Raw genomic sequence first — 19369 nt, 5'->3', positions numbered from 1 at the left:
AGCAACTCACCGGGAATACGGTTACTTTACCGACCGGTTGCTGCAAAGCAAAGAAAGTAGGAAAACATAATCGTTTTTACTCTGAAAACCGTTTTAAAGAGGGCAAATCCAGCGACTCAACTGGCTTTTATAGCGCAGTGGGGTTTCGACAGTCGCCGTTATGCGCTGACAGTCGGCAGTGACGGCATTCTCTGTTATCTGCGCCCGCCAACCGCGTTTCTCAAGGGCTTTGCCCTTACCCGTTACTGCAAAACTTTCAAGTTGATCGTGTGCTTCACTCCACGCCTGTCGAACCTGCCATTGTCGATTGAAACCATCACTTAAAGACTGATAATAATTCAGTAGTCCCAACAGAGATATCGAGAGTAATAACATGGCCAGCAGCGTTTCAGGCAGACTGAGTCCCTCTTCTCGACACGTAAATCGATTAGCTTTCATTGCAGTTCACCTCATCTTTGAGTGGGCAGAAATCCAGCCAGCCGTTCAACTGAGGTTTTAGACGTGTTTCACTGCCGTCGGGCGTTACCAAAGTCGTAAGCTGATACAAGAAAACCGGTGGTGCTTCAGGCAGCACTCTTCCCTCTCCTCTTAAAAGATATTGGCCTTCGACTTCGGCTTTCTTGAGGCAACTTTTAAGGTCTGAAGTCTGCTCGAACTTTTCCGACGTGCTGCGGCTATTCACCCGGCCAACGCATAACCATTGATTCTCGTTGGGTATTGTCCAGTGCCGTTGTAATCCCCAGTTTAACGAAGAGACTGCCAGCTCCCAGGATTGCAGATACTGCTTTTCGCTCCGCGTTAAACTCAACGCCGCATTCAAGTGCTGATTTACCGTATTTAGCCCCAGCAGGCCCAATGCCATTATCATCATGACAGTCAGTATCAATGCGCTGCCCTGCTGCCGATTAACGATGCGTTTATCGATGACAGTCATTGTATTTTCACCACCGTATGCAGTCGACTTTTCACCGCAGGGCTTTTCTTCCAGTTTGCCTCCAGTTTCAACTCCAGCAGCGCAGCATTGGCCTCGGCATGGATTGCCGACACGTCAAAATGACTAATTTGGACTTCGGCCGGATCAAGCATGCGCTCCCAGCCGCTGCCGTTACACTGGTCTACTCCGCGTTGACTCTCCAGCATCCTGTCTCGAAGGCGGTAACCAAAATATTCGGAGTCGATATGGCCCGGCGGCTCCCAGCGCCCGTTGCGGTTAAGGTCATAGGCCACAATAATGCACGAGTCTTTTGCTTCACCGCTGGCCTGGCCAATCGTGTACGCCTTACCGGCACAGGCACCTGCGCAGAATCCTGCGCGCCGGAAGTCTTTTTGCAGCGTGCGCGATGTCTGCCGCAGCAATTGATCTAGCTGGTAATGCTGACTCAGCTGCTGCGTACGCTGGCGGAGCAGCGGGAAAAATTGCATCGCGCCGAGAATCAGTATGCTGCCAATGCCCATGGCCAACATGACTTCGGGGAGCGTAAACCCTTTTTCATTCAACATAATGGAATGCCCGAAAGCGCGCTGCGTTCACTGCAGAGCCTGAGCCTCCCTCTGGCAGAAAGGATCACACGAACACTACCTGCACTGTTGCTGACAATGATATGCCCTGCCTGCGCCATATTGCGAATCCCGTAGAATCCCATTATTTTTTCAGAGAAGGCGCGTAAAGAAATATCGGGCAGAGAAGGCCTGAATGCGCTGTTGTCTGCCATCTCACAGGTTGCCGGTTTTTCTCCGCTGCCGACACATCCTTGCGGTCCGTCAATGATCCACAGTAAGCGAGTCTGATTATGTCTGTAAGCCTGTGCCTGCAAGCCGGTCAGATAGATACGAAGCCTCTGAATCTGCTGCTCGAGCTGCAACTTTTGCTGGTGCTCGCGCCAGCCCTGAAGCGACCAGATACTCAGCATGGCTATCAGCCCCAGCGCCAGCATGATTTCGATAAGCGTCATTCCGCGCTCTCTTGATGTAGTGTGCGTTTTCATGCCGTGAGTGTAAGGAACTGGCGGCGCTTGAACAGCGGTATAAAAGAAGTCGCCAGCATGTCTCGCAAAAAATAAAGGAACGTTGCAAGGCACGACAAAAGTTCAGGAATAGGCATTCCAACTTTTCATCCGAGACGAAAAAACGGGTTGGCAATGACTATTTTTACGGTAGAAATAGAACGCAGGAAGGGAGACAAGGCGGAAGGCAATCACCCGGCACGAACGCCGGGTGATTGATTAGGATTTAGATGGCAACCGGGGCCTTGATAGCTGGATGCGGGTCATAACCCTCAATTTCAAAATCTTCAAAATTATAATCAAACAGGGAAGCTGGCTTACGTTTGATGATTAATTTCGGCAATGCACGAGGTTCACGACTCAGTTGCAAATGGGTCTGTTCCATGTGGTTGCTGTAAAGATGGGTATCACCGCCGGTCCACACGAAATCACCGACTTCGAGGTCGCATTGCTGGGCCATCATGTGAACCAGCAGCGCATAGCTGGCAATATTGAAAGGCAGTCCGAGGAACACGTCGCAGGAACGCTGATAAAGCTGGCAAGAGAGCTTGCCGTCGGCCACATAGAACTGGAAGAACGCGTGGCAAGGCGCAAGCGCCATCTGGTCCAGCTCGCCAACGTTCCAGGCAGAAACGATGATGCGTCTTGAGTTTGGATCCTGCTTTAGTTGCTCAACGACATTGGCAAGCTGGTCAATCTGCTTGCCGTCGGCTGCGCCCCATGAACGCCATTGCTTACCATAAACCGGACCCAGCGAACCGTTTTCATCAGCCCACTCGTCCCAGATGGTGACCTTGTTTTCACGCAGATAGGCAATATTGGTTTCACCTTTCAGGAACCAGAGCAGCTCATGAATGATGGAACGCAGATGGCAGCGCTTGGTGGTAACCAGCGGAAAACCTTCTTGCAGATTGAAACGCATCTGATGGCCGAAAATCGACAAGGTACCTGTTCCGGTACGGTCGCCTTTAGGCGTGCCTTCATCAAGCACTCGCTGCATTAATTCCAGATACTGTTTCATATTACCTCAAGACAATTGTTTCTGCGGGCGACGGTAGGCCCAGACGAACATAATGATACCAAAGACGATCATCGGGATGGAGAGAATTTGCCCCATGCTGATAACGCCATCGAACAAGCCGAGCTGGGCATCCGGCTGGCGGAAATGTTCGACAATAATGCGGAATGCGCCATAGAAAATCAGGAACAGTCCAGAGACGCTGCCCATCGGGCGCGGCTTGCGAATAAACAGGTTGAGGATGATAAACAGCACCACGCCCTCAAGCAGCAATTCATAAATTTGTGAAGGGTGGCGCGGCAGAAACGCCGTACTGGTTAAGCAGCGGCTGCCATTTAGGATCGGCGGCAGCGATCGCCACGTCTTCATCGTGTGAGCCTGGGAACAGCATTGCCCAAGGTACATCGGTAGTGACACGGCCCCAAAGCTCACCGTTGATGAAGTTGCCGAGACGACCCGCACCCAGACCAAACGGGATGAGTGGAGCAATAAAGTCTGAAACCTGGAAGAAGGTCCGTTTGGTACGGCGTGCAAACCACAGCATGACCAGAATGACGCCAATCAGGCCGCCATGGAACGACATTCCGCCGTCCCATACCTTGAACAGATACAGAGGGTTATCGAGGAACAGGGGCAGATTATAGAACAGAACGTAGCCAACGCGGCCACCAACGAAAACGCCAAGGAAGCCCGCGTACAGCAGGTTTTCGACTTCTTCCTTTTTCCATCCGCTGCCGGGCTTGTTGGCGCGACGCACGGCAAGCCACATGGCAAAGAGGAAACCTACCAGATACATCAAGCCGTACCAGTGAAGTGAAACCGGGCCGAGGGAGAAGATGACCGGATCAAACTTGGGAAACGCCAGATAGCTGTTACTCATCTATCACCACAAATTGTATGTTGATGTGCGCCAAAAGTAACTTTTAATCAATAAGATAACAAATCAAGGGTCGTTATCTGATTGATTGACTCAAGGCCAGAGGATGCGAATCATAGCATAAGAGCACAGAACTCTGGTTCAACCGCGAGGGAAAAGATCTGTAAAAAAAGTCTCGTCGTCATGTAACACATTAACAATTCGAGACTTTCCAGCAAGTCTAGAGGTGGAGTGACCCTACTTTCCGCCGCGGATAAGCCCCCAAGGCCTCTGCGCTCCATAAAGGCTGCCGTCATATGACGCACTTCGGCGGTGAATTGCGCCTTGAGCGCATGCTTTGCCAACTCTTGAGCTTCAGTGACATCAATCTGGCGAAGCAGGTATTTAACACGCGCGATACTGCGTCCGTTCATGCTGAGATTGCGATAGCCGAGGCCGATTAAAAGTAGCGCGCCCATAGGATCTCCCGCCATCTCACCGCAGAGGCTGAGATCGATACCTGCCGCTTCGCTGTCGCGTACGATTTGGTTGAGCACACGCAGCATGGCTGGATGCAGACTGTCATAGAGACCCGCAACACGGGTGTTGTTACGATCGACCGCCAGCAGATACTGCGTCAAGTCATTGGTACCAACCGATATAAAATCGACTCTGCCAGCCAGCGAAGGCAGCATGAAAATCATTGAGGGCACTTCAATCATCACGCCAATACGTGGTTTGGGCTGCGCATAACCCAACGCCTCTTCGACTTCGCGTCCGGCACGGTCAATCAACCGGCGCGCTTCGTCGATTTCTTCGAGGCTGGTTATCATCGGTAACAGAATGCCAAGATTGCCGGTCGCGGCGTTGGCGCGCAGCATCGCCCTGACCTGAATCAGGAAGATTTCGGGTTGATCCAGCGTTATGCGAATCCCGCGCCAGCCAAGACAAGGGTTTTCTTCGCTGATGGGCATGTAGGGCAGCTGTTTATCCGAGCCGATATCCAGCGTTCGTAAAGTGACCGGCTTGGCCGGAAACAGTTGCAGCATGCCCTGATATTGCGCCACCTGCTCTTCTTCCGACGGGAAGCCGCTTTGCAGCATAAAAGGAATTTCGGTGCGGTAAAGCCCGATGCCGTCGACACGACCACCAAAGCGCTTTTCGTGGTCGGCACTCAGGCCTGCGTTGAGCATCACCTGAATCCGCTCGCCGCTTTGCAGTTTACCGGGTTGTTCAACGTCGCTTTCGGCGCGCTCGCTCAGCTCCATCTCTTCGCTGATGAGTCGACGATATTCTTTGACCAGCACGGGTTCGGGGTCGATAAGCAATTCACCGCGATAACCGTCGACAATCAATTGGCGCTGATTCAGCAACGATGGCTGGATATCGGCACCCATGACGGTCGGAATACCCATCGCGCGAACCAGTATCGCGGCGTGGGAGTTGGCCGCGCCGTCACGCACGACTACGCCCTTAAGGCGATCCTGCGGCATTTCGGCCAGCAGCGTGGCAGTCAGCTCATCGGCTACCAGAATAAAGTTTTCGGGCCATTGAGTATCGCCCTGCGCCGTGTCGTCAAGATGAAATACCAGACGTTGTCCGAGCGCGCGAAGATCACTGCCACGTTCGCGCAGGTAAGTGTCCTGCAGGCTGGCAAACTGCGCGGCAAAGTGTTCGACGACCTTTTTTACGGCCCATTCGGCTACGGCACCTGCATCGATTTCAGCAAACAGCTCACGTTTGAGCCGCGCGTCATTTAACAAATGCGAATAAAGGTCGAAAATGGCCGCACTTTCTTTTTGCGCACTGGCGGTAAAACGTTTGCTGAATCGGCGGAACTCGGCGCCCGCGTCTTCCAGTGCACGGGTCAGGCGCTCGCGTTCACGCACCGGATCAAGCGTTGAGGCCATATAGATATGGTCGAGCGAAGGCTGATTGCTGTCCTGCCAACCCGTACCGATAGCCACGCCCGGAGAAGCTGGCAATGCCTTGACGCGAGTCTGACGAAAGCGGCCGTATAATACGTTGAGCTGCGCCTGCGAAAGAATGGCCGCCATCTGCGTGGCCAGCGTAACCATGAAAGACTCTTCGCTTTCATCGAACTGGCGGTGTTCGCGCTGCTGAATAACCAGAACGCCCAACAGTTGACGGCGATGAATAACGGGTACGCCAAGAAAAGATCGAAACAGATCTTCTTTTACCTGGGGAATATATTTGAAACTGGGGTGGCTCTGGGCATCGGCAAGGTTGATAGGCTCGGCCAGACGCCCGACCAATCCAACGACACCTTCATCGAAAGCGAGTGCGATAGTGCGCCCACGAGGCTTTTTCAAGCCTCGCGTCGCCATCAGGTAGTAACAACGTCGATCGTTATCTGCGAGATAAATTGAACACACTTCGGTGTCCATCGCCAGGCAGGTTTCATTAACCAGAACATCCAGTGCATCATTCAGGCTGGACGCCATCGCTACCTTTTCAACAATTTCCCGCAACCGCGTGAGCATTTCTTCGTGACTTAGCCTCTTTTTCGACGATACGCGGGAGGCGTGCGGTTAACCGGCACCTCCTGCATTGGCATCACAGTAGTGGAAAACTCCTTCATTACCCGGCGATAAACGTCACGTTTGAAAGACACAACCTGACGCACCGGATACCAGAAACTCACCCAGCGCCACCCGTCAAATTCGGGCGTACTGCTGCGTTGCATATTGATGTCTGCATCATTACACATGAGCTGTAGCAGGAACCATTTTTGCTTTTGGCCGATACAGACCGGCTTTGTATCCCAACGCACCAAACGTTTTGGCAATTTATAACGTAACCAGTTGCGAGTCGAAGCCAGAATACGAACGTCTTTTCTACTTAGTCCCACTTCCTCAAACAGTTCACGATACATGGCTTGCTCGGCAGTTTCGCCGGGGTTGATTCCCCCTTGCGGGAACTGCCAGGAGTGCTGTCCATACCGGCGGGCCCATAGAACTTGCCCCTGCTTGTCACAGATTACGATACCAACATTCGGGCGGTAGCCATCATCATCGATCACCGGACTACCTCGATAAGCTTTAAATGCATAGATACTCTGATTGTTTCATACTACCAACAGGCGGTAAACCACTGCTTATCACTCAGTTCAAATGGGGAAAAGCGGGATAACTTATGCAAAACACCAAAGTTATAAACAGACCTTTCCCCGTTTCGGGAATTTTATTCACTTTTTCTGTGGATAGGTATGTGAAGAACATAAGAGTAAGAGGGGTAAAACTAATTGGACCCTATCTTTATACCCACGAAAAAATAAAATTAATCATTTAAATTACAATAAGATAATAAGATATCCACCGGCTTGACGCGCCGCTGACCTCACGTGTATTTGTAGAGAGATCCTAAACTGGCGAAAGATCACACAATGTTGATTTTATCCACAGAGAAAACTCAGTTTCAGGTCATATATGGGACAAAACCTCATAAAAACCCCCTCGTCAAGCCTGTAAATGGAAACAGTGTTAGGTTTTAAGCTGCTTATCCAAGTTTTCTGTGGATAAGTAGGTGGAAGATCCTGTTCATTGTGCCCTTCAACGGGTGATCAACTCAACGAACGGACATTGCCCTACGCGATTTAGGGGAAAAAACCTGCGACAAATCATGCTATTATTCAGCTTAATCACAGTGCATGGATTTTAATTTTTAATTGCGCTGCCTGCTGTGCATTTTTTAACCAACTCTGGACGAGTGTTTTATGTCGATTCCCTTACCTGCCTTCGAACCTCCTCATGACGAACATGCGTTGCTTTTGCGCGCCCAGTCATTGGCCGGTTATACACTCGGAGAGCTTGCAGAGCGGGCTGGCTTGCCTATTCCCAAGGATTTGAAAAGGGAAAAAGGCTGGGTCGGCATGTTGCTGGAAGTGTATTTAGGAGCAAGTGCAGGAAGTAAACCGGAACAGGATTTCCCGGAAATCGGCGTTGAACTGAAAACGATCCCTATCGACAGTACGGGCAATCCGCTGGAAACCACCTTTGTTTGTGTCGCGCCACTGACGGGTAACAGTGGCGTAACCTGGGAGAGCAGTCATGTTCGTCATAAATTGGCCCGCGTGCTGTGGATTCCAGTGGAAGGTGAGCGGCAAATTCCGCTCTCGGTACGTCGTATCGGCACGCCATTACTCTGGAGTCCTTCGGTAGAAGAAGAACATCAGCTGCAACAGGATTGGGAAGAACTGATGGATCTTATCGTTCTGGGCAAAGTGGAAAGCATAACGGCACGTCACGGTGAAGTATTGCAGCTTCGACCCAAGGCGGCCAACAACAAGGCCAGAACGGAAGCCATTGGCGAAAAAGGGCAACCTATCATGACGTTACCGCGTGGTTTTTACATCAAGAAGAACTTTACCCGCCAGCTGCTGGCGCGTCATTTCTTGCTCTGAAATCTTTGAAGGCGGCGTTGTCAGGCCGACCCATTTCTTTGCTAATCTTATCAAAGGGGTCTATTTCGGACTGAATCCAGAGGTCATGCTATGAAAAATGCTATCAGGCTTGTCGGTGCGGTAGGTATTGCGTTTACATTGATGGGATGTTCCAGCGATTATGTTATTGCCACCAAAGACGGCAACATTATATTAACCGAGGGCAAACCCGAACTCGACAGTAATACGGGCTTGCTGAGTTATGAAGATGCTCAGGGTAATGAACGCCAGATCAATAACGATCAGGTCTCGCAAATAATGAAGCGCTGAACGGCTTCATCCGTGCCTTATCTTGTTTTCCAACAACAATACCGGCTTGAAGCAGGACGGTATTGTTGTCAGACGCCGTCTCCCTTTCACGCAATATGGCGCACGTAGCAAAACGAGCGCTTTCCCCGTTTGCCCTTCCCCCTCTGGCATCCGTTGTATATAGTCAATCATGCGTGGCTGCTCCGATACGCGCTTTTTTGGTTATAAAAGACTGTGCTACGCGCCGGCGAAGCCTCTGCGGCCCCCACTTTCAAGCGCAGCCAGACATTCTCAGACACTAAGGAAGACAGGCAATGCAATATCACCGTATACCCCATAGTTCTTTAGAAGTGAGCGTACTGGGATTGGGCACCATGACTTATGGTGAACAGAACAGTGAAGCCGAAGCTCACCAGCAGCTCGATTATGCCCTCGCGGCAGGCATTAACCTTATCGATACCGCCGAGATGTATCCGGTTCCTCCGCGTCCCGAGACGCAGGGGCTGACTGAAAGCTATATAGGAAGCTGGATCAAGGCGCGCGGTAATCGTGAAAAAATCATCCTCGCGAGCAAGGTTGCCGGACCTTCGCGCGGCAACGATGCCTCTATTCGTCCGGGTCAGGTGCTCGATCGCAAAAATATCCGCGCCGCGCTGGATGCCAGCCTGAAACGCCTGAATACCGATTACATCGACCTGTACCAGCTGCATTGGCCACAGCGTCCGACCAATTTCTTCGGCAAACTGGGTTACACCTACAGCCCGGATAATTCGCCAATCACGCTGCTGGAAACGCTGGAAGCGCTGAATGAGCAAGTGCGTGCAGGCAAGATTCGTTATATCGGCGTCTCCAATGAAACGCCCTGGGGCGTGATGCGTTATCTGCAACTGGCCGAAAAACACGACCTGCCGCGCATCGTTTCCATTCAAAACCCGTATAGCCTGCTGAACCGCAGCTTCGAGGTTGGTTTGGCGGAAATCAGTCAGCACGAAGGCGTTGAGCTGCTGGCCTATTCCAGTCTGGCATTTGGTACGCTGAGCGGCAAATACCTTAACGGGGCAAAACCGGCCGGGGCGCGTAACACCCTGTTTAGCCGCTTTACCCGTTATTCTTCGCCGCAATCACAGGCGGCGGTCGCGGAGTATGTCGGTTTGGCGCAGAAACTGAATCTGGATCCCTCGCAGATGGCGCTGGCCTTTGTTCGTCAGCAACCTTTCGTGGCCAGCACCTTGCTGGGCGCCACCACGATGGAACAGCTGAAGATTAATATCGACAGTCAGGATCTGACGCTGGATGAAGACGTTATCAACGCGCTGGAAGAGATCCACAAACGTTTCACCATTCCTGCGCCATAATCGGCGAATAATGACGAAAAAAGGGCGCTCGATGCGCCCTTTTACTTTGCGAAAAACTAGCGGCGTTTCTGCTTGATTTGCCAGGCCCACAATACGGCGATGGCCAGGGCAAACACGACGCCGAATCCTACGCCAATGGCAACCACCGGTGCGCCCAGCATCACCACTAGCGAATAGAGCCCCAACATCAGCAACATCGCCGTATTTTCGCCGAGGTTCTGCACCGCAATCGCATTCCCTGCACCGACCGTCTCTTTGCCAAGATGCTGTAACAAGGCATTCAGAGGCACCACAAAAAAGCCGCCCAGCACGCCAATCAGCGCCAGCAGGACATAGGCATTGAGCATATTGTGTTGCAGGCTGAACAGCACCACGACCACGCCGATACCGATGCCGGCCGGCAGACAGCGTTTAACGGTTTTTAACGTAACCAGACGTGCCGCCGCGCCCGCGCCCAGCACGATCCCGACGGCGACCATCGCGTTCAAAAGCGTCGGCGTGGTGTTATCGCTTATCCCCAGAGCCACCGGCACCCACAGCACCAGCAGAAAACGCAGCGTAACCCCAGCGCCCCAGAACCAGGCTGGTTCCCACTAAAGAGAAGCGCGTGTCGGCATCTCGCCAAAGCGTGTTACAGGCGCTGAAAAAGCGGGAAGACATGCGACGTGGATGCCAGGATTGCCCCGGTCGCGCAGCCGCCAGTTTTGGAATAAAGATATTGGCGGCGACGGCAGCGGCATACGCCAATCCACAGATAATCAAGGCTGCCGTAATATGCCAATCTGCCAATGCGCCCCCGGCAACCGAGCCGAGCAGAATGGCGGCAATGGTTGAAGACTCCATCAAGCCGTTCGCCTTGACCAGCTGATCGCCCGAGGTGATTTCACCCAGAATGCCGTATTTGGCCGGGGAATAGGCCGCCGCCCCCACGCCCACCAGCGCATAGCCGAGAAAGGGATTGAAGCCAAAGCAGATAACCAGCGCACCCAGCAGTTTAAGCCCGTTGGCGACCATCATGACCCGTCCTTTGGCGAAGCTGTCGGCAAACTGCCCGACAAAAGGCGCCAAAATGATGTAGGCCGCGACAAACGCCATTTGCAGAATAGGCTGGCTCCAGTCGGGATAAAGCTCCTGTTTAATCAGGGCCAGCGTCGCAAACAGCAGCGCGTTATCGCCGAAGGCCGATAAAAACTGGGCAACAATCACGGCAGTCATACCGCGCGACATCAGGGGAAACTGGCTCCCCAAAGGCTTGCTCATGCTTCATTCTCCGGTTTTTCTGCCATTTCGCGCAGGGTCACAAAGTCAGGTTTTCCGCTGCCGAGTAACGGCAGGGCTTTTACTACGCGAATGTCACGCGGCACCGCAAGTTCGGGAATGCCCATTTCGCGGGCGCTTCTGGACAGTTGATCACGCTTGAGCTCGCTGTCGGTCGTAAACAGCACCAGCGCTTCGCCTTTGGCACTGTCGGTGCGCGAAGTCGCCGCATGCTGTGCGTCGGGAGAAACATTGAGCGCCAGCTGTTCCACGCTTTCGAGCGAAATCATTTCACCGGCCAGCTTGGCGAAACGTTTTACGCGGCCGCGAATGGCGCAGTAACCCTGCTCGTCGAGCGTGACGATATCGCCGGTGTCATACCAGCCCTGTTCGACCTCACCCTGGGCATTTTCGGCCGACGGCGTCTCGAGCACGCCGGGATTTTCAACCCGCAAATAGCCTTTCATGATATTCGGGCCGCGTAACTGCAATCGCCCGCCCTTGTCGATGCCTTGAACGGGCAGCAGACGCGAAGTCATGCCCGGCAAGATTTTGCCGACCGTATTCACCTTGGCCGCCATCGGCACATTGATAGCCACTACAGGGGCGCATTCGGTTACGCCATAACCTTCGAGAATGCGCAGCCCGAACTTGTTCTGCCAAATCTCGCGGGTACTGTCGGAAAGTTTTTCGGCGCCTGCAACAACATAGCGAACCCGTGCAAAATCATAGGGGTGTGCGAATTTGGCATAGTTGCCAAGGAAGGTCGAGGTGCCGAACAGCACGTTGCAGTTCTGGTCGTAAACCAGTTCCGGCACAATGCGGTAATGCAGCGGACTTGGATAGAGAAACACGCGGGCACCGGTCATCAGCGGCGTAAACAGCCCCACCGTCAGGCCAAAGGCATGGAACAGCGGCAGTGCCGACATAAAGCGGTCACGCGGGGTAAAGTCGGCAACGGTGCGGATTTGTTCGACGTTGGCCAGCAAACTGGCGTGCGAGTGAACCACCCCCTTGGGATTGCCTTCCGACCCGGACGTAAACAGCACCAGCGCCGCATCATCGGGTTGCTGCGGGAGCATCGCCTTGCGGGGGAAAATCAGGTGATAAAGGATCCACAGCTTGTCTTCCCGCGTGACGGTATCTTTAAGGTCTTCAAGATAGACCCACTTCACCTCGGTCACCTGCTCCGGCAGCTGGGTCAGCTTGCCTTTCTCCAGAAACTGTCGGGAAGTGACGATAGTCTTGATTTGCGCCGCTCTGGCCGCGCTTTTCAGCCCTTTTGCACCGGAGGTGTAATTAAGGAGAGCCGGAATGCGATTGCGCATCGAGGCCCCGAAAATCGCCGCGGCGGTGATGGTCGCATTGGGAAGCAACATGCCGACGTGCTCGCCCTCCTCGGTGAAGCGCTGAAGGATGCGGCTCACGCCGAGAGATTTCTTCAGCAGCCCCTGATAACTGTCTTCCTTGAAGGCGATATCGGCGATACAGGGTTTACGGCGACCATAACGGGTCTGGGCCGACAGAAAGGCCTGATACAAGGTTTCGGGTGGACGAGTCGCCATCCGCGCTTCCATCATCATGCTGTGCAGATGCTGACCCGCCAGCATGCGGCGGTCGCGGGCGCGAGGAGCATCGGGCATCGGCACCGTCTGTGCCGGCAGAATATTAAGGGTAATTTTCGGGAACCAGCGCAGCTTGAAGCTGCCGAACAAACGGCTGAAAATCGTGAATTCAGCGCCGTCGATGCGAATGGGGATCACCGCCGCCTGCGATTTGGCGGCAACGAATCCGGCACCGTCATAAATTTTCATCAATGAACCGGTGACGGTAATGCGTCCCTCGGGAAACACGATGACCGGACGCCCCTTCTCGATTTCGCGCATCAGGCGCTTGATAGCCATCGGTTTGGTCGGATCCAGCGGCACGAAGTCGACATGAGGCTTGAGCCAGCGCATATACCAGCTTTCGGTAATGTTGGAATAGACGGCGAACACCGGTTTTATCGGTAGAAACAGGACCAGCAGCACGGCATCGATAAACGACACGTGGTTTGGAGTCAGCAGCATCTTCGGGTAGTTGAACTGCGCATGGGCAGGCGTCACACTGACGCGAAAAATCAGCTTAAAAAATGCGCGAAAAAATGAATATAACAACCGATAGAGCATTCCGTTCTCCTCTGAATTTGTGCCTATCCGAATGAGAACAGGCAGTTAACGAGGTTAGCACAGGCATGCTTTCTTTGACGACAGCTAAGGCAATATCAGGAAAAAATCAGAAAAAAATCAGAGACAAAAAAACCTACGCATCTGCGTAGGTTGGTGCAAATTTAATCGGTTTCAACATGCAAAACATGCTGGATGATTCACCAATCAATACCTCTGGGATCACCCACATTAGAGAAGTGGTCGGCAATGCACTACCTTTCAATCGCAAGAGTTCTGCGCAAACTGCAACCAACTGTAAGAATTGCCGCACAGAATGTAAGGAGCAAGTTTTATAGTTGTTAACAGAATGAGTAAGATTCAGGCGGGCAAGGTGCGGGGGTGCGGGGTGCGGGCAAAAAAACCTACGCATCCGCGTAGGTTGGTGCAATGTCAATCGGTATCAACACACAGTGTATGCTGATGATTCACCAATCAATACCTCTGGGACTGTTAATGTAGCCGCTGGCAGGCCGCGCCGACCAGCAGGCAATCGCAACATTAAGCCGCAAAGTGTAACCAGCGGTGAGATTCAGACAGCCGATACTTCCACCAGACAGCTCATGGCGTTTGGCCCCTGCGTCAGCCGCGAGGTGCCGATGTCCAGCGTCAGAACATTCGGGTTACCCGCCTGCTCCGTTTCCTGCCAGGTCTGGCCGAATCCCGGATTGAACCAGGCGCCGGTCGCCATCAAGACGACATGGCGGGTAATGCCGTCGTTAAGCGAAATACCGGCCAGACAACTCCCGCGCGCATTGCTGACTTTAACCCGGTCACCGTCTTTGAGCTGACGCGCCGCCGCGTCTTCCGGGTGCATGAACAGCGTCTCCTTACCGGCGGTCTTGTTGCTTTGTGCAAGCGGCGTCTGGTCAAGCTGACTGTGCAGACGATCTTTCGGCTGGATGGAAATCAGATGCAGCGGCCAGCGTTTGGCCGTTTCCGAACCTAGCCACTCGACAGGCGGTTGCCACTCTGGATGCGGCGCAAAATCTTCATAGCGGTAATCGGCGATTTTCTGGCTGAACAGCTCGATTTTTCCGCTTTGCGTGCCGAGAGGATGGGCGCGTGGACTTTTGCGAAAGTCATCGAAAAACACGTAATCCTTCCGAGGTTTCGGCAGCTCGACAAAGCCGCGTTCCCAGAAGGTCTCGAAATCCGGCCACTCGACGTTTGTACCCGCCTGCTCCTGTCCACACTGGGCATAAATCTGGCGTAGCCAGGCCTGTTCGTCACGCCCCTGCGTATAGGCTTCGCGATACCCCAGCCGCTCGGCGAGATCGGCAAAAATATCGTAGTCGTTGCGCGCCTGATGCTGTGGCTTCACCGCCTGATGCATCGCCAGCACAAAGCGATCGCGGGAAGCCCCGCCAATATCGTTGCGCTCGAGCGAAGTGGTCGCCGGTAACACGATGTCGGCCATGCGAGCGGCGGACGTCCAGACATTGTCCTGCACGATAACGGTGTCGGGCTTTTGCCAGCCCTCGACAAGCCGGTTGAGCTGCTGATGATGGTGAAACGGATTACCGCCCGCCCAATGCATCAGATGAATATCGGGATAAGTCAGCGTTTCGCCCTGAAACTCGTAGGACTGACCCGGATTCAGCAGCATGTCGCTGATTCGCGCCACCGGAATCGACAACCCGGAAGGATTGGGGCCGGTACTGACCGCCGGTCCGGGCGTATCGAAACGCGGATTGCCGACGCTGTTCATTGAACCATGACCAAAGGAGAAGCCGCCGCCCGGCAACCCGACCTGCCCCAGCATGGCCGAGAGGGCAATCATCATCCAGTACGGCTGTTCGCCACGGTGCGCGCGCTGAACGGAATAGGAGCAGGTAATGAAGCTGCGTACCCCAATCAGCTGTTCAGCCAGTCTGGCAATGCGCGCCGCGGGCACGCCGGTGATGGCACTCGCCCACTCCGGCGTTTTCGCAACGCCATCGGTTTTTCCGTCCAGATAGGCGGCCAATTGCGGATAACCTACGCAGTGGCTGGCGAGAAACGCACTATCCTGCGCCTCTTTGCGCTGGATTTCATAGGCCACCGCCATCATCAGCGCCACATCGGTATTGGGGCGAATCGGGATCCATTCCGCATTGACGAACTCGGGGCAGTCGTCGCGCATCGGACTGATATTGATGATGGGCGTGCCTTTCCTTGCCATCTGCTCGAGCGCGGGTTTCAGCGTGTGTTCTACCGCGCCGCCCGAGGCAACCTGCGCGTTTTTCAGTGCCAGTCCGCCAAAGGCCAGCAGAATGTCGCAATGTTCGACCACACTCGGCCAGGTGGTGACTCGCCCCGTGAGCGGCGTGTAGGTCCCAATCACATACGGCAGGAAAAACTGCGCGGAACCCCAGCTGTAGTTGCCCTGCTGGTCAACCCCACCCCCGCCGCTGAAATAGAAGCGTCGCACCAGCGAACGCGCGTGGTGTAAACGGCCGGCCGATGACCAGCCGTAGGAACCGGTAAAAATTCCGCAGGCGCCGTAGCGATCGCGCACGCGGCGGTTTTCCTCGGCCACCAAATCCAGCGCGACATCCCAGTCGACCTCGACGAAATCTTCTTTTCCGCGCAGCGTTCGGTCGCTGTTTTCACGTTTTTGCAGCCACGAGCGGCGCACGGCAGGTTTGCGGATTCGTTTATCGGAATAGAGCAACGCCGGGATGGAGGCGAGCATGGGTGAAGGGTCGGCATCCGCAGAATAAGGTTCGCAACGAATCAGACGGCCGTCTTCGACCACCGCCGTATAGGCTCCCCAATGGGCCAACTGCGGATAACGTTTAATGGACATGTTTTTCTCTTGGCAGGTGTGGTGATAGACCAGTTCGGATGACCAACAAAATAGCAATTCACACGGGCGGACTCAAAGCACAAAAGGAGATATCTTCGGCTTAAACATTCATCATTCACCCTGCAACTCGATGTTTAAGTCAAAAGACTTAATTTATCAGCTTATGACGAGTATTATTCGCCGTTTCAAGATGCTTGCTTGTGAAGTTGCGATCCATGTCCCTTGCAGACAGGGTTTTTTTCCGCAAAACTACACCATGTAAACGCTTACCCTCATTTGGCTGGATATTCAACAATGGCTACGATTAAGGATGTCGCAAAACTGGCGGGTGTGTCTGTCGCTACCGTTTCACGCGTAATCAACCACTCTCCCAAAGCCAGTGAAAGCTCGCGTGAAGCGGTCACCCATGCGATGCTGCAATTGCAATATCATCCTAATGCCAATGCCCGTGCGCTTGCCCAGCAGGCTACCGAAACGTTGGGGCTTATCGTCGCCGACGTTTCCGATCCCTTCTTTGGCGCAATGGTCAAGGCGGTGGAACAGGTCGCCTACACCACCGGCAACTTTCTGCTGATTGGTAACGGTTACCATAATGTCGATAAAGAGCGGCAGGCAATCGAACAACTGATCCGCCATCGCTGCGCGGCACTGGTGGTGCACGCCAAAATGCTGCCCGAAGATGAACTCTCCAGTTTGATGAGTCAGATCCCGGGCATGGTGCTGATTAACCGCACACTCCCCGAATTTGCCCATCGCTGCATTGCGCTCGACGACCGCTACGGTTCCTGGCTCGCCACGCGCCACCTGATTCAGGCGGGTCATCAGCGCATCGCCATTCTCTGTTCGAATCACGATATTTCCGATGCGCGCGACCGTTTGCAGGGTTATCTGGACGCATTGGAAGAGCACGGCATTCCGGTGGATGAAAGGCTGATTGTCTCGGCAGAACCCGATGAAGTAGGCGGCGAACAGGCGATTACCGAACTGCTCGGGCACGGTAAAAACTTCACCGCCGTCACCTGTTACAACGATCCGATGGCGGCTGGCGCACTGTCCGTGCTGAGTGATAACGGCATCGATGTGCCCGGAGAGATTTCGCTGATTGGCTTTGATGATGTGCTGATTTCGCGCTATCTGCGTCCGCGACTCACCACGATCCGCTACCCGATTATCGCGATGGCGAATCAGGCGGCCCAACTGGCGCTGGCGCTCGCCAAAGGTCAGCCCCTGCCGGAAACCACCAATATGTTTAGCCCGACGCTGGTACGACGCCATTCGGTAAGCGTGCCGTTTCAGTGATATAACACGCTGAAAGCACTAAAGTTTACGATGGTAAAGTCTGACGGGAATATCGGGGTAATCCAGTGCGTCGCCAATGAGGTTCCAGCCGTGGCGATCGTAATACCCCGAAAACGTCGACCATAAATACAGCTCGTCATAACCGGCCTGACGGCTGTACTCTGTCACAAAGGTCTGCAACTGCCGACCCAATCCTTTATCCCGCCACGCCTCGTCGACATACAGCGCCGCCAGCCACGGCGTGAGATCCTGACGACTGATCAAATCACAGCGCCACAACCCCACGGTGCCGACCACTTGCCCTTTGTCCAGCGCAATAAAGGTCAGCGGCAGATCTGCACCGTTCAGGCTGCTATCGACAACGCTTGCATAAAACGCGCGGCTCTTTTCGTTGCCGAACGCCTTCCACAGCCAGGCTATCACCTGCTCGCGATGCTGTGGATGCCGTTTCAAGTTGTCGATAGTCAGCATGTTTGATCCGTTTAAGACAGCAGCTCAAGCGCCAGCAGCTCGTCAATGGTCTGACGGCGGCGAATCAGGCGCGGAACGCCGTCTTCAAACAGCACTTCAGGAATCAGGGGACGACTGTTGTAATTTGAGGACATCGACGCCCCGTAAGCGCCGGCGTCGTGGAACACCAGGTAATCGCCGATGCGGGCTTCCGGCAGGAAACGGGTTTCAACACCGCCGCCAGCCTGCTGGGTAAACACATCGCCCGATTCACACAGTGGTCCGGCAATGACCGACTCGCGCAGCGGCTGCTGACTCAGGTCGCGCCCATCGGCGGCCAGTACGGAAATATGATGGTAGCTGCCGTACATCGACGGACGCATCAAATCGTTAAAGCCCGCATCCACCAGCACATAGTGACGGCTGCCCATCGATTTGATGGCGCGGATCTGCGCGACCAGCACGCCCGACTCGGCGGCCAGATAACGGCCCGGTTCAATTTCCAGCCCGACCGGGTGCCCCAGATGCGCGGCGATTTGCTCACGCGCCCGATTCCATAAGCCGTAGTAGTGATCGGTATCGATAGACTCGCCGCCAAACTGGTAGGGAATAGACAGACCGCCGCCCGCTGAAATTGCCTCAATATCATGACCCAGCGAAATCACCTGCTGCACCATGGTGTCACACACCTGCTCGAGGTGCGCATAGTCAACGCCAGACCCGATGTGCATGTGAATACCCACCAGTTTGAGCTGATAGGCGTTGATTTTCTCCAACGCCAGCGGCAGGTCTGCGAACCAGATCCCGTGCTTGCTGTTTTCACCGCCGGTATTGGTTTTCTGGCTGTGGCCGTGACCAAAGCCCGGATTAACGCGCAGCCAGACTGGATGACCGGGCTTCTGCCGACCAATCTGCTCCAGCATATCGACAGAACCGGCATTGACCGGAATCGACAACTCGGTCACGCGGTCAAGCGTAGGCTGGTCCAGCAGATCGGCCGTAAACACAATCTCGCTGTGCTCGCCCGCCTGATAACCCGGCTTGAAACCGGCATGAAGCGCGCGCTCGATTTCGCCGAGCGACACAGAGTCCACCTTGACGCCCTGCTCGCGCATCAGGCGCAGAATGTGAATGTTCGAGCTGGCTTTCTGCGCAAAACGAATAACGTCAAATTGACGCAGTTGAGCGATACGCTGCTGAATAATCTGTGCATCGTATGCCCAGACCGGGCAGCCAAACGTTTTTACGACATTCAGCAGGTTAGCGCCGGTAAGGGCATTGTCTGTATTGCTAAGTTCAAAAGGCATGAGAGTCTCCGCAACCGCACCGCGCAGACGGTGGGTGCTACTGCATAATTTCAAAACGATGCAGGCATTATGACTCGCGTCTTTTAGGGGTTAAAATATCTATTTCGCGTGAGTCTAT

15 protein-coding genes and 2 pseudogenes are annotated in these 19369 nt (G+C 54.0%); 4 read left to right on the top strand and 13 right to left on the bottom strand.

Annotation, left to right across the window (positions count from 1 at the left end):
* Positions 1 to 93: 93 nt before the first annotated feature.
* From O1V66_RS21380 to rppH, 8 genes and pseudogenes are all read right to left on the bottom strand, one after another.
* A complete protein-coding gene (locus O1V66_RS21380; RefSeq protein ID WP_045049486.1) occupies positions 94 to 438 on the bottom strand; it encodes a prepilin-type N-terminal cleavage/methylation domain-containing protein in 345 nt (114 codons plus the stop codon).
* Positions 428 to 934, bottom strand: coding sequence for a YgdB family protein (locus O1V66_RS21375; protein ID WP_045049487.1), 507 nt, complete (start codon positions 932 to 934; stop codon positions 428 to 430). Before O1V66_RS21375 ends, O1V66_RS21380 begins: the two co-directional genes overlap by 11 nt.
* On the bottom strand, positions 931 to 1500 hold the full coding sequence (locus O1V66_RS21370; RefSeq protein WP_045049488.1) for a prepilin peptidase-dependent protein: 570 nt from the start codon (positions 1498 to 1500) through the stop codon (positions 931 to 933). The genes O1V66_RS21375 and O1V66_RS21370 overlap by 4 nt, the downstream gene beginning before the upstream one ends.
* Positions 1494 to 1985 carry a prepilin peptidase-dependent protein gene (locus O1V66_RS21365; protein ID WP_072045122.1) on the bottom strand — a complete coding sequence of 164 codons (492 nt, stop codon included), beginning with the start codon at positions 1983 to 1985 and terminating at the stop codon, positions 1494 to 1496. Before O1V66_RS21365 ends, O1V66_RS21370 begins: the two co-directional genes overlap by 7 nt.
* A 244-nt stretch (positions 1986 to 2229) precedes the next feature.
* Complete coding sequence (gene thyA / locus O1V66_RS21360) at positions 2230 to 3024, bottom strand: thymidylate synthase (protein WP_045049490.1); 795 nt, start codon at positions 3022 to 3024, stop codon at positions 2230 to 2232.
* Between the two features lie 6 nt (positions 3025 to 3030).
* A pseudogene (gene lgt / locus O1V66_RS21355) lies at positions 3031 to 3901 on the bottom strand (prolipoprotein diacylglyceryl transferase).
* A gap of 110 nt (positions 3902 to 4011) precedes the next feature.
* Complete coding sequence (gene ptsP / locus O1V66_RS21350; protein WP_269128012.1) at positions 4012 to 6381, bottom strand: phosphoenolpyruvate--protein phosphotransferase; 2370 nt, start codon at positions 6379 to 6381, stop codon at positions 4012 to 4014.
* 11 nt (positions 6382 to 6392) lie between these two features.
* A complete protein-coding gene (gene rppH, locus O1V66_RS21345) occupies positions 6393 to 6920 on the bottom strand; it encodes an RNA pyrophosphohydrolase (protein WP_045049493.1) in 528 nt (175 codons plus the stop codon).
* 693 nt (positions 6921 to 7613) lie between these two features.
* On the opposite strand from rppH, the gene mutH reads away from it, so the two are divergent.
* The 3 genes from mutH to O1V66_RS21330 all read left to right on the top strand — a co-directional run bounded on the left by mutH (position 7614) and on the right by O1V66_RS21330 (position 9943).
* A complete protein-coding gene (gene mutH / locus O1V66_RS21340; protein ID WP_045049494.1) occupies positions 7614 to 8300 on the top strand; it encodes a DNA mismatch repair endonuclease MutH in 687 nt (228 codons plus the stop codon).
* Positions 8301 to 8390: 90 nt separating this feature from the next.
* Positions 8391 to 8609, top strand: a complete 219-nt coding sequence (locus tag O1V66_RS21335) for a YgdI/YgdR family lipoprotein (protein ID WP_045049495.1) — start codon at positions 8391 to 8393, stop codon at positions 8607 to 8609.
* Positions 8610 to 8902: 293 nt separating this feature from the next.
* Positions 8903 to 9943, top strand: coding sequence for an NADP(H)-dependent aldo-keto reductase (locus O1V66_RS21330; RefSeq protein WP_045049496.1), 1041 nt, complete (start codon positions 8903 to 8905; stop codon positions 9941 to 9943).
* Between the two features lie 56 nt (positions 9944 to 9999).
* Here O1V66_RS21330 and lplT read toward each other — a convergent pair.
* The 3 genes and pseudogenes from lplT to O1V66_RS21315 all read right to left on the bottom strand — a co-directional run bounded on the left by lplT (position 10000) and on the right by O1V66_RS21315 (position 16195).
* Positions 10000 to 11203: pseudogene (gene lplT / locus O1V66_RS21325) on the bottom strand (lysophospholipid transporter LplT).
* Entirely contained in the window at positions 11200 to 13368 is a 2169-nt protein-coding gene (gene aas, locus O1V66_RS21320; protein ID WP_045049498.1) for a bifunctional acyl-ACP--phospholipid O-acyltransferase/long-chain-fatty-acid--ACP ligase, read from the bottom strand. The pseudogene lplT and the gene aas overlap by 4 nt, the downstream one beginning before the upstream one ends.
* A gap of 568 nt (positions 13369 to 13936) precedes the next feature.
* Entirely contained in the window at positions 13937 to 16195 is a 2259-nt protein-coding gene (locus tag O1V66_RS21315; protein WP_045049499.1) for a molybdopterin guanine dinucleotide-containing S/N-oxide reductase, read from the bottom strand.
* A gap of 294 nt (positions 16196 to 16489) precedes the next feature.
* On the opposite strand from O1V66_RS21315, the gene galR reads away from it, so the two are divergent.
* A complete protein-coding gene (galR, locus tag O1V66_RS21310) occupies positions 16490 to 17494 on the top strand; it encodes an HTH-type transcriptional regulator GalR (protein WP_045049500.1) in 1005 nt (334 codons plus the stop codon).
* A gap of 18 nt (positions 17495 to 17512) precedes the next feature.
* On the opposite strand, the gene O1V66_RS21305 is transcribed toward galR, so the two are convergent.
* On the bottom strand, positions 17513 to 17965 hold the full coding sequence (locus O1V66_RS21305) for a GNAT family N-acetyltransferase (protein WP_045049501.1): 453 nt from the start codon (positions 17963 to 17965) through the stop codon (positions 17513 to 17515).
* Between the two features lie 11 nt (positions 17966 to 17976).
* Positions 17977 to 19251 (bottom strand): diaminopimelate decarboxylase, encoded by a 1275-nt coding sequence (gene lysA / locus O1V66_RS21300; RefSeq protein ID WP_045049502.1) that lies wholly within the window; start codon positions 19249 to 19251, stop codon positions 17977 to 17979.
* Positions 19252 to 19369 lie beyond the last annotated feature (118 nt).

It is taken from the genome of Rouxiella chamberiensis (genome assembly GCF_026967475.1).
Taxonomy (GTDB): Bacteria; Pseudomonadota; Gammaproteobacteria; order Enterobacterales; family Enterobacteriaceae; genus Rouxiella; species Rouxiella chamberiensis.
The sequence above is the reverse complement of the archived record's forward strand: the minus strand, read 5'-3'. Positions and strand labels throughout refer to the sequence as shown.

Excerpts from the sequence above, each read along its gene's own strand:
- O1V66_RS21380 (WP_045049486.1), bottom strand. The coding sequence starts at position 438 with ATGAAAGCTAATCGATTTACGTGTCGAGAAGAGGGACTCAGTCTGCCT.
- O1V66_RS21375 (WP_045049487.1), bottom strand. The coding sequence starts at position 934 with ATGACTGTCATCGATAAACGCATCGTTAATCGGCAGCAGGGCAGCGCA.
- O1V66_RS21370 (WP_045049488.1), bottom strand. The coding sequence starts at position 1,500 with ATGTTGAATGAAAAAGGGTTTACGCTCCCCGAAGTCATGTTGGCCATG.
- O1V66_RS21365 (WP_072045122.1), bottom strand. The coding sequence starts at position 1,985 with ATGAAAACGCACACTACATCAAGAGAGCGCGGAATGACGCTTATCGAA.
- thyA (WP_045049490.1), bottom strand. The coding sequence starts at position 3,024 with ATGAAACAGTATCTGGAATTAATGCAGCGAGTGCTTGATGAAGGCACG.
- ptsP (WP_269128012.1), bottom strand. The coding sequence starts at position 6,381 with ATGCTCACGCGGTTGCGGGAAATTGTTGAAAAGGTAGCGATGGCGTCC.
- mutH (WP_045049494.1), top strand. The coding sequence starts at position 7,614 with ATGTCGATTCCCTTACCTGCCTTCGAACCTCCTCATGACGAACATGCG.
- O1V66_RS21335 (WP_045049495.1), top strand. The coding sequence starts at position 8,391 with ATGAAAAATGCTATCAGGCTTGTCGGTGCGGTAGGTATTGCGTTTACA.
- O1V66_RS21330 (WP_045049496.1), top strand. The coding sequence starts at position 8,903 with ATGCAATATCACCGTATACCCCATAGTTCTTTAGAAGTGAGCGTACTG.
- aas (WP_045049498.1), bottom strand. The coding sequence starts at position 13,368 with ATGCTCTATCGGTTGTTATATTCATTTTTTCGCGCATTTTTTAAGCTG.
- O1V66_RS21315 (WP_045049499.1), bottom strand. The coding sequence starts at position 16,195 with ATGTCCATTAAACGTTATCCGCAGTTGGCCCATTGGGGAGCCTATACG.
- galR (WP_045049500.1), top strand. The coding sequence starts at position 16,490 with ATGGCTACGATTAAGGATGTCGCAAAACTGGCGGGTGTGTCTGTCGCT.
- O1V66_RS21305 (WP_045049501.1), bottom strand. The coding sequence starts at position 17,965 with ATGCTGACTATCGACAACTTGAAACGGCATCCACAGCATCGCGAGCAG.
- lysA (WP_045049502.1), bottom strand. The coding sequence starts at position 19,251 with ATGCCTTTTGAACTTAGCAATACAGACAATGCCCTTACCGGCGCTAAC.